This window comes from Pseudonocardia sp. ICBG162 (assembly GCF_020496225.1).
Lineage (GTDB): Bacteria > Actinomycetota > Actinomycetes > Mycobacteriales > Pseudonocardiaceae > Pseudonocardia > Pseudonocardia alni.
In genome coordinates this window covers 1-10381 of record NZ_JAHLJD010000025.1, presented here as the reverse complement: position 1 = coordinate 10381, position 10381 = coordinate 1, and the positions used below count along the sequence as shown (strand labels likewise).

The 10381-nt window shown below is 75.8% G+C and carries 7 protein-coding genes and 2 pseudogenes; 3 read left to right on the top strand and 6 right to left on the bottom strand.

Going from position 1 to position 10381, the window contains the following annotated elements:
- Nucleotides 1-1094 (bottom strand): adenylosuccinate lyase (gene purB / locus KPL60_RS24175; RefSeq protein WP_226367297.1); only part of this gene is annotated, 1094 nt, incomplete at its 3' end.
- 53 nt (nt 1095-1147) lie between these two features.
- Nucleotides 1148-1732 (bottom strand): TetR/AcrR family transcriptional regulator, encoded by a 585-nt coding sequence (locus KPL60_RS24170; RefSeq protein ID WP_226354815.1) that lies wholly within the window; start codon nt 1730-1732, stop codon nt 1148-1150.
- 222 nt (nt 1733-1954) lie between these two features.
- Between KPL60_RS24170 and KPL60_RS24165 the strand changes: the two genes are divergently transcribed.
- The 3 genes from KPL60_RS24165 (at nt 1955) to KPL60_RS24155 (ending at nt 6480) form a co-directional block, all read left to right on the top strand.
- Nucleotides 1955-3010 (top strand): threonine aldolase family protein, encoded by a 1056-nt coding sequence (locus KPL60_RS24165; protein WP_255655231.1) that lies wholly within the window; start codon nt 1955-1957, stop codon nt 3008-3010.
- A 366-nt stretch (nt 3011-3376) separates the two neighbouring features.
- Nucleotides 3377-4333: an ATP-binding cassette domain-containing protein gene (locus KPL60_RS24160; RefSeq protein ID WP_226364707.1), complete on the top strand. Its 957-nt coding sequence runs from the start codon at nt 3377-3379 to the stop codon at nt 4331-4333.
- Nucleotides 4330-6480: a YhgE/Pip domain-containing protein gene (locus tag KPL60_RS24155; protein ID WP_226364708.1), complete on the top strand. Its 2151-nt coding sequence runs from the start codon at nt 4330-4332 to the stop codon at nt 6478-6480. The genes KPL60_RS24160 and KPL60_RS24155 overlap by 4 nt, the downstream gene beginning before the upstream one ends.
- A gap of 7 nt (nt 6481-6487) precedes the next feature.
- Here the strand turns inward: KPL60_RS24155 and KPL60_RS24150 are convergent, their stop codons facing one another.
- From KPL60_RS24150 to KPL60_RS24135, 4 genes and pseudogenes are all read right to left on the bottom strand, one after another.
- On the bottom strand, nt 6488-7606 hold the full coding sequence (locus tag KPL60_RS24150; protein WP_226364766.1) for a pyridoxal phosphate-dependent aminotransferase: 1119 nt from the start codon (nt 7604-7606) through the stop codon (nt 6488-6490).
- 166 nt (nt 7607-7772) lie between these two features.
- Entirely contained in the window at nt 7773-7982 is a 210-nt protein-coding gene (locus KPL60_RS24145) for a hypothetical protein (RefSeq protein WP_139282823.1), read from the bottom strand.
- Nucleotides 7983-8180: 198 nt separating this feature from the next.
- A pseudogene (gene purD, locus KPL60_RS24140) lies at nt 8181-9447 on the bottom strand (phosphoribosylamine--glycine ligase).
- A 50-nt stretch (nt 9448-9497) separates the two neighbouring features.
- Nucleotides 9498-10381 (bottom strand): annotated as a pseudogene (locus KPL60_RS24135) (alpha/beta fold hydrolase); the annotation flags it as partial.

The following is a 10381-nucleotide window of genomic DNA, read 5'->3' as shown; positions in this document are numbered from 1 at the left end:
GGCAGGTAGCGGTCGAGCTCGCGGGCGATCACGGCCGGGTAGGCGCCGAACTCGTCGAGCACGGTCAGCGTGGTCTCGTAGAGGCCGTCGAGGGCGAAGAACGCGTCCGGCAGCGCGACGCGGCGCACCACCGAGCAGGAGACGTCGCCCTCGTTCCACTGGGAGCCGGCGAGCTCGGCGGTCATGACCGACAGGCCGCGCAGGATCACCATGAGGCCGTTGATGCGTTCCGCGGAACGCGCGTTCATCTTGTGCGGCATGGCGCTGGACCCGACCTGGCCGGGGGCGAAGCCCTCGGTGGCGAGCTCGGCACCCGCCATCAGCCGGATCGTCGTGGCCAGCGACGACGGCGCGGCGGCCAGCTGCACCAGCGCGGTGACGACGTCGTGGTCGAGCGAGCGCGGGTAGACCTGCCCGACGCTGGTGAACGCCTCGGCGAACCCGAGGTGGGTGGCGACCCGCTGCTCCAGCTCGTCGAGCTTGGCCGCGTCGCCGTCGAGGAGGTCGAGCATGTCCTGGCTGGTGCCCATCGGGCCCTTGATCCCGCGCAGCGGGTAGCGCGAGCGCAGGTCCTCCAGCCGGGCGTGCGCGACGAGCAGCTCGTCCGCGGCGGAGGCGAACCGCTTGCCCAGGGTGGTGGTCTGCGCGGCGACGTTGTGGCTGCGCCCGGCCATGACCAGCTCGGCGTACTCCGACGCGCGACGCCCGAGCCGCGCCAGGACCGCGACGGTCCGGTCGGCGACGAGCTCCAGCGACAGCCGGATCTGCAGCTGCTCCACGTTCTCGGTGAGGTCGCGGCTGGTCATGCCCTTGTGCACGTGCTCGTGGCCGGCGAGGGCGTTGAACTCCTCGATGCGGGCCTTCACGTCGTGCCGGGTGACGCGCTCGCGGGCGGCGATCGAGCCCAGGTCGACCTGCTCGACGACGGCCTCGTAGTCGTCGATGACCGACGACGGCACCTCGATGCCGAGGTCGCGCTGGGCACGGAGCACCGCGATCCACAGCCGTCGCTCCAGCTGGATCTTGTACTCCGGAGACCAGAGGCGGACCAGCTCGGGGCTCGCGTAGCGCGCGGCCAGCACGTTGGCAATCACGTGGCGCGATGATAATGGCTGGTGGGGGCCCTGTGACCGGCGGGAGCGCGGCCTCACACCCGGGGCAGGGACTCCAGCACCTCGTGCAGCGCCTCCCGGCCGACCGCACGCGGGTCGGGGTCGGCCTCGATCAGCGCGGTGAGCACGACGCCGTCGACGAGCGCGGTGAGCCTGCGGACCTCCCCCGGCCCCGGGCGACGGCCGGTCGCGCGGGTGAGCGCCTCGTCGAGCAGGGCGTCGAACTCGACGCGCTGGGCGCGCAGCAGCCCGGCCAGGAACGGGCGACGGCCGGACCCGATCAGCCGCTCGAACCGGGCCAGGACGGCGTCGAGGCCGTCGGTGCGCGACCGCGGGCCGAGCAGCAGGTCGAGCACGATCTCGGCCGGGTCGTCACGGCGGGCCAGGCAGGCGTGCGCGTCGGCCAGCTCGGCGTGCGCCAGCCGGTCCAGCGCGGCGCAGACCAGGTCCTCCAGCGAGGAGAAGTAGTAGGTCGTGGCCGCCAGCGGCACCCCGGCCCGCTCGGCGACGGCGCGGTGCCGGATCGCGTCGAAACCGCTCTCGGCGAGCAGGTCCGCGGCCGCCGCGACGAGCAGGGCGCGGCGCCGCTCACCCTTCTCGGTCTGCTTCGGGGCCGCCATCGCCACATAGTGCCAAGACAGGACCCGTCCGGACGAGTGAGATACCGGACTCGACGCCCAGGTCGGACGGGGTGACCGTGACCGTTTCGTGACCCTGCCGTTCTCACCGCCGCGGGGATGGAACACACTGGTGGTGTGCGCCCGTCACCCAGAAGCCGCTGGTCACCGCGCGGTGGTGCGCGCGGGGCGGCGGCCGCCCCGGCCCCCGGCGAGCCCGTCGACCTGCGATCGGACACCGTCACGCTGCCGACCGAGGCGATGCGCCGGGCGATGGCCGAGGCCGAGGTCGGCGACGACGTGCTCGACGGCGACCCCACCATGCGCGAGCTGGAGGAACGGGTCGCGGGCCTGCTCGGCGCCGCCGACGCGCTGTGGACGCCCACCGGCTCGATGGCGAACCTGATCGCGCTGATGAGCCGGCTCGGCCGCGGCGACTCCTTCCTCGCCCCCCAGGGCGCGCACGTGCTCGACTTCGAGCTGGGCACGGCCGCCTGGCTGGCCGGCGGGATGCCGCGGCCCCTGCCGCACGACGCGGGCCCCGGCAAGGTCACCGCGGCCGCCGTGCGCCGGGCCGCCGCCGACGACGGCTTCTACGCCTCCCTGCGCCCGGTGCTGCTGTGCCTGGAGAACACCCACAACTCCGCGGGCGGCACCGTGACCGCACCGGAGGAGCACGCCTCCGTCGCCGCCGCGGCGCGGGCCGCCCGGCTCTCGGTGCACCTCGACGGCGCCCGGCTGTGGAACGCCGCGGTCGCGCTCGGGGTCCCGCCGGGCGCGCTGACCGTCGGCGCCGACACGGTCGCGGTCTGCCTGTCCAAGGGGCTCGGCGCGCCGGTCGGGTCGGTCGTCGCGGGGTCGGCGGAGTTCGTCGAGCACGCCCGGCGGCTGCGCAAGATGCTCGGCGGCGGCGTCCGGCAGGGCGGGGTGCTGGCCGCGGCCGGGCTCGTCGCGCTGGAGGACATCGACCGGCTCGCCGAGGACCACGACCTCGCGACGCGGCTCGCCGCCGGGCTGCGCGAGCGCGGCTGGCGGGTCCGCGAGCCGCAGACCAACATCGTGCTGGTGGACGTGGCCGACGTGCGCGGCACGATCGCCGCGTTCGCCGAGGCCGGGGTCCGCGCCGGCGCCATCGCGGGCAAGCTGCGGCTGATGACCCACCGCGACGTCGGCGGCAAGCACATCAAGGCGGCGCTGGACCGGATCGGCGAGGTCGGCCCGTCCAGCACCGGCTCCCCCGGCGGCCCCGCGCCGCTGCCCCGCACCGCCCTCGGCGGCTGAGCCCCCGGGGCCCCGCCCCGCGCCGCCCTCCGCCGGCGCTCCGGGTCGCCTCCGGCCCCGGCGCCGGACGTGCCCGCGGCACCCCGGGCCGGGCGCTCCGGGCGCCCCTCGTCGCCGCCGTCACAGTGTCGCGCCGGGTCAACTCACTGTCGTCCGAGGTCAAGTCGGCCCGCACGATCGGGTCCACACTGGGCGACGGCCGGACGCCGGAGCAGGCGTCGGCCTAGGCTTCCGCCGCCGTCGCGCCCGTGCGTACGCACCACCGGGCGCCGGTGGCTCCGACCCACGACCGGTGCCGGTGAGCTGCGCGGACCCGCGATCGCCGGGTGTCGTGCGGCCCGGGGCGCCCAGGACAGCAGGACCGTCATGACCAGCTCCGCCCCCTCGCCCGCTCCCGATCCCGAGGCCGCCCCTGATCCCGAGGCCGCCCCCGGCCCCGAGGCGGCCCTCGTCGCCGAGGGCGTCGCCGTCGACGGCACCCACGGGGTGCTGCTCGAGCCGACCTCGCTGCGCGCCGTCCCCGGTTCGGTGCTGCTGGTCGCGGGCACCCCCGGCTCCGGGCACACCGCGCTGGCGCTGGCGCTGGCCGGGCGAATGCGGCCCGACCACGGCACCGTGACCCTCGACGGCGACGACGACCCGCGCCGCCTGCGCCGCGCCGTCGCCGTCGTCGACACGCCCGGGGTCAGCGAGCCGGAGCCGGTGCTGCCGCTGCGGACCGTCGTCGGAGAGGAGCTGGCGATGGCCGGGCGCGGCACCACCCCGCGGGCGGTCACCGAGTGGCTGGGCGCGCGGGGCGCGCAGAGCTGGGTGCGCTCGCGGTTCGAGGACGTGCCCGCACCCGTCCGGATCGGGCTGATGACCGCACTCGCCGCGTCCCGCCCCGGGGTACGGGTGCTCGTGCTGAGCGCGCCGGACCGGCACGGCGGCACCCCGGTGACCTGGTGGCAGGTGGCCTCCGAGCACGCCCGCGCCGGGTTCGCCGTCGTCGTGACCTGCACCGAGGGATCGGCGGCGCTGCTGGGGGTGCCCGGGGTGCGGCTCGGCGGCGGCGACGCCGGCGCGCTGCCGGAGCCGCCCGGGCGGCACAGCAGGCCCGAGGACCCGACGGGGCCGCTGACCGTCGTCGCGCCGCAGGGGGCCGACGACCTGCCGCAGGGCTGGACCCGGCGGCTGCTGCGCCGCCGCCCCGCCGGGGCCGCGGACGCTCCGCCCCCCGGCACGGCGGAGCCCCCGCAGGACGCGGGTACGGCGATCCTGCCCGGGGCGGACCCCACCCCCGGGACCACCGACGGCGACGAGAGCACGGAGCGGACCTCATGAGCGCGATCAGGATGGCGATCAGCGAGCTGCGGCGGATCACCGCCGGGCGGCTGCCGGTCCTGGCCGTGCTCGCGCTGCTGATGATCCCGATGCTCTACGCGGGCTTCTACCTCTACGCCAACGGCGATCCCTACTCCCGCCTGGACCAGGTGCCCGCCGCACTCGTCGTCGACGACGCGGGCGGCACCGACGCCGACGGGAAGACGCAGAACGTCGGCCAGGACGTCGCGAAGGAGCTGACCGACTCCGGCTCGTTCGACTTCCACCGGGTCTCCGCCGCCGAGGCCGACCGCGGCGTGCGCGACAACGTCTACACCTTCGCCCTGACGATCCCGCGCGACTTCACCGCGGCCCTGCAGTCCTCCGGGGACTTCACCCCGCGCCAGGGGATCCTCGTGCTCACCACCAACGACGCCAACAACTACCTGGCCCGCACGATCGCCGACACCCTCACCACCCGGGTCCGCGAGTCGGTCGCCAAGGAGGTCGGGACGCAGGCCGCGGACCGGTTCCTCACCGGCTTCTCCACCATCCACACCAAGACCCAGGAGGCCGCGGACGGCGCCGGGAAGCTCGCCGACGGCGCGGCCACCGCCCACGACGGGGCCGGCCGGCTGGCGTCCGGCGCCGGTGAGCTGGCGACCGGGCAGCGCAAGCTCCTCGACGGCGCCCAGCAGCTCTCCGGCGGCGCGGGCGAGCTCGCGACCGGGGCCGGGACCCTCGCCACCGGGGCGGGCACCGCCGCGACCGGGGCGGACCGGCTGTCCTCGGGCGCGGGCGAGCTCGCGACCGGGCTGGGCACCCTGCGCAGTGCCACCGCCGACCTGCCCGCGCAGTCGCGACAGCTGGCCGACGGCGCCCGCCAGGTCGCCGACGGCAACGCGCAGCTGGCCGCGGCCGGGGACCGGGTCGCGCAGGAGAGCGCCCGGCTGGCCGACCAGCTCGACGCCGCCGACGGCACGATCGCGGCGAACCTGCGCGAGCGCGGGTTCACCGAGGAACAGGTGCAGCAGGCCCTGGCCGCGCTGGCGACCGCGAAGCAGCCGCTGGTCGACGGCAACACCCGCGTCCAGCAGGTGTCCGGGCAGCTCGACCGCCTCGGTTCCGGCGCGGGGCAGGTCGCCGACGGCGCCGAGCAGCTCGCCGCGTCGGCCCCGCAGCTCAGCCGCGGCATCGCGAGCGCCGCCGACGGCGCCGGGACCCTGCGCGACGGCGCGGCTGAGCTGTCCGGCGGCGTCCGGAAGCTCTCCGCCGGCGCCACGCAGCTGTCCACCGGCGCCACCGCGCTGCGGACCGGGGCGGACCAGCTCGTCGCCGGGGAGCGCACCGCCGTCGACGGGACCGACCGGCTCGCCGACGGGGCGCGCCGGCTCGACTCGGGCACCGGTGAGCTCGCCACCGGCGCGACGCAGCTGCACGACGGCCTGGCCTCGGGCCTGGACGACATCCCGAACCCGGCCCCGGGCGTCCGGGAGGCGACCGCCGCGAACATCGGCGACCCCGTCGCCACCCGCGACGTCGCCTACTCCCAGGCCGATACCTACGGCGCCGGACTGGCCCCGTTCTTCATGGCGCTCGCCACCTGGATCGGCGGCTACGTGCTGTTCCTGCTGGTCCAGCCCCTGTCCCGACGGGCGATCGCGGCCGGGCAGAGCCCGCTGCGCATCGCGCTGGGCGGCTGGATCCCGGCCGGACTGCTGGGGGTCGTACAGGTCACCGGCATGTACGCGGTGGTGTCGCTGCTGCTGGGGATCACCCCGGTGCACCCGTTCGCGACGCTGGCGCTGCTGTGGCTGACCTCGATGACGTTCACCGCGATCGTGCACGCCCTCAACGCCCTGCTCGGCGCGGTCGGGCAGTTCCTCGGGCTGGTCCTGATGGTTCTGCAGCTCGTCTCGGCGGGCGGCACGTTCCCGTGGCAGACCATCCCCGGGCCGCTCTACCCGGTGCACCACGTGATGCCGATGGGCTACGCCGTCGACGCGCTGCGCCACCTCATGTACGGCGGTGAGCTGGCCGGGGTCGTCGGGACGGCGGTGCCGGTGCTGCTGGCCTGGTTCGTCGGGGCCCTGGCGCTGGCGACGTTCGCGGCGTACCGCAAGCGGGTGTGGACGGCGACGGCGGTGAAGCCCGAGCTGGTGCTCTGAGGCCCGCTCAGACCCAGGCCCGCAGCCGCTCCAGCGCCTCGGTGATGCCCTCGGGCGTCCCGGCGCCGGAGAAGCGGATGTAGGCGCCGCCGTCGACCGGGTCGAAGTCCTGCCCCGGTGCGACGGCGATGCCGGTCTCGGCGAGCAGCCGGTAGGTCAGCCCCATCGAGTCCTCGCCCGCGCGCAGCAGGTGCGCGATGTCGGCGTAGACGTAGAACGCGCCGTCGGCGGGGGCGAGCCGGGTGATCCCGAGCCCGCGCAGGCCGTCGAGCAGCAGGTCCCGGTTGCGGCCGTAGCGCACGACGTGGGAGTCGGCCTCGGCGTAGCTCGCCTCGTCGAACGCGGCGAGCGCCGCGTGCTGGGGCAGCGCGGGCGGGCAGACGGTGAAGTTGCCGGCCAGCCCCTCCACGGTCCGGCGCAGCCGCGGCGGGCACACCAGCCAGCCGAGCCGCCAGCCGGTCATCGAGAAGTACTTCGAGAACGAGTTGACCAGCACGGCCTCCCGCGAGGTCTCCCAGGCGCTGCTCGTCGCGGGGCTGCCCGGGAACGTGATGCCGTGGTAGATCTCGTCGCTGACGAGCTGGATGCCGCGCTCCTCGCAGTACGACGCGAGCGCCGCCAGCTCGGCGGGGTCGAGGACGGTGCCGGTGGGGTTCGCCGGGCTGGCCACGATCAGGCCCTTCACCGGCTCGTCGAGCGCCTCGAGCATCTCCACGGTGGGCTGGAACCGGGTCGCCGGACCGCACGGCAGCTCGACGACCTCGCAGCCCAGCGCGGCGAGGATGTTGCGGTAGCAGGGGTAGCCGGGGCGGGCCATGGCGACGCGGTCGCCCGCGTCGAACGCGGCGAGGAAGGCGAGCAGGAACCCGCCGGAGGACCCGGTGGTGAGCACGACGTCGCCCGGGTCGACCTCCAGGTCCCGGGTGCGCCGGTAGTGCCCGGCGACGGCCTCGCGCAGCTCCGCGATGCCGGGGGCGACGGTGTAGCCGAGTACCTGCTCGTTCAGGGCGGCGACGGCGGCCGCGCGCACCGGTTCCGGCGCCGGGGTCGACGGCTGCCCAGCCGAGAGGTTGATCAGGTCGCCGTGGGTGCGGGCCCGTTCGGCGGCGGCCGCCCAGACGTCCATGACGTGGAACGGGGCGACGGCGGCACGGGCGGCGACGGTCAGGCGGGTCACGCCGCCGAGCCTAGGCGGCGGCCCCGCACGGGACCGGACCGCGCGCCCGGGCGGGAGCCCGCTCCCGGGCGCGCGGTCGTTCACGAACCGGGGCGGGCGCGGGGCCCGCCCGGTGTCACTCGGCCTCGAAGCCCAGGGCGTCGACGACGGCGCCGATCTGCGCGTCGGTGTCGGCGACGGTGTCGTCGAGGTACTCGGCGACCGGGGTCAGCTCGGCCGCCTGCGCGGTGCCGGTGAGCGCCAGGGCGGCGAGCGGCGCGGCGACGACGCCACCCACGAGGGCGAGGGCGCGACGACGACGGGCCTGCTGGGGAGCGTGGGCCATGGTGATCCTCCTGTGGTTCAGGGACACCGGCTGTGCCCCTGTGCCACAGGACGATTCCTCGACGAACCGGTGGAGATCAAACCCTGGTGTCCGGTTTTACCGGCTCTTCATGATCATCGAACAACCGGATACGGAGGCCCAGGTCAGGCCATTCGGACTATTGGCGTTGCGCCATGCGGCGGTAACACCCGCGCAACATCAGGCCTGCGCGACGGGCACGCTGACCTCTCCGCGCTCGGCCTTCAGACCGATGTCGGTGCGGTGGTGCGAGCCCGCAAGGCGGACCGGCTCCAGGCGGGCGTAGGCCTCGGCCCGGGCGGCGGCGAGGTCGGAGCCGGTGCCCACGACCGACAGGACGCGCCCGCCGGAGGAGACGACCGCGCCGTCGTCGCGGCGACGGGTGCCGGCGTGCAGCACGCCCTCCCCCTCGGCGCCGGTGATGACGTCACCGAGCCGCGGGGTGGCCGGATAGCCCTCCGCGGCGACGACGACCGTCACCGCCGACCCGTCGGCCCACTCGATCGCGGGCTGCTCGGCGAGGGTGCCGGTCGCGGTGGCGAGCAGCAGCTGCGACAGCGGGGTGCGCAGCAGCGCCAGCACGGCCTGGGTCTCCGGGTCCCCGAAGCGGCAGTTGAACTCGATGACCGCCGGGCCCTGCGAGGTCAGCGCGAGACCGGCGTAGAGCAGCCCGGTGAACGGGGTGCCGCGGCGCGCCATCTCCTCGGCGACCGGCGCGACGACCCCGGCGACCAGCTCCTCGGCGAGGTCCTCGCCCGCCCAGGGCAGCGGGCAGTAGGCGCCCATGCCGCCGGTGTTGGGGCCGGAGTCGTCGTCGCCGACGCGCTTGAAGTCCTGCGCGGGCAGCAGCGGCACCACGGTGGCGCCGTCGACGAGGCAGAACAGCGACGCCTCGGGGCCGTCGAGGAAGGACTCCAGCAGCGCCGGGTGGCCGGCGTCGAGCAGCCCGAGGGCGTGCGCGCGGGCCACCTCGATGTCGCCGGACACGACGACGCCCTTGCCCGCGGCCAGCCCGTCGTCCTTGACGACGTAGGCGGGGTGAACACCGACAGCGCGGTGTCGAGGTGCGCCGGGTTGTCAACGACGACCGACGAGGCCGTCGGTACCCCGGCCGCGCTCATGACGGCCTTCGCGAACGCCTTGGACCCCTCGATCCGGGCCGCCTCGGCGCTCGGGCCGAAGCAGGGGATGCCGGCCTCGCGCACGCGTCGGCCGCACCGTTGACCAGCGGGCCCTCCGGCCCGACGACCACGAGGTCCGCCTGCCAGGTCCGCGCCACGTCGACGACGGCGCCGTTGTCGGTGACGTCGAGCCCGAGCTGCTCGGACACCGCGGCCGTCCCCGCGTTGCCGGGGGCGACAGCGAGCGCCGTCACCTCCGGGTCCTGCGCCAGAGCCACGGCGATGGCGTGCTCACGCGCACCGCTTCCCACGATCAGGATCCGCACGGTGGCCGAGCGTATCCGTGCACGTCGGACGACGGGGAACCGGTGTCCGCTCAGCCGTCGCAGCGTTGCAGGTGGGCCCCGATCAGCGCGGTGACGTGGGTGGGGTGCTCCTGCTGCGGGAAGTGCCCGGTGGCCGGGAGCGTGTGGTGGGTCAGCCCGGCACCGGCGAACCGCTCGTCGCCGCGCATGGTGGTGTCGAGCACGCACGGGTCGTCGGCGCCGTGCACCTGCAGCACCGGCACCCCGACCGGCCGGGAGAGCTCGCGGGCGAAGCGGCGGCCGTCGGGGCGCACCTGGGAGCGCATCGACCAGCGGTAGTACTCGAGGCTGCAGTGGGCGACGGTGGAGATCCGCATCGCCTCCGCGTTGCGGGCGACGGCGTCGGCGAAGTCGGTGGTGGCGGCCCACTCCGGACCCGCCCACGCCCGCATGATCCGCCCGACCCGGGCGCCGCCGTCGGCACGCAGGGAACGCTCCGGCAGCCGCGGCAGCTGGAACCCGGCCATGTAGCGGCTCGCGCGGCCCTGCCCGAGCGGGTCGCGCAGCACCGCGTCGCGCATGACGACCGGGTGCGGCGCCCCGAGCCCGGTGAGCGAGACGACCAGCCGCGGGTGCAGCGTGGCGACCGTCCAGCCGATCGCGGCACCCCAGTCGTGCCCGACGACGTGGGCACGCGGCTCCCCGAGCGCCCGGATCAGCCCGGCGCAGTCACCGCGAGGGTCCACAGGTCGTAGCCGCGGGGCGTCTTGTCGGTGTCGCCGTAGCCGCGCAGGTCGGGCGCGACGACCCGGTAGCCGGCGTCGCCGAGGGCGAGGAGCTGGTGGCGCCAGGTCCACCAGAACTCCGGGAAGCCGTGCAGCAGCACGACCAGCGGGCCGGTCGGCGGGCCGTACTCGGCGAGGTGGATGCGGATGCCGTTGGCCGACACCGCGCG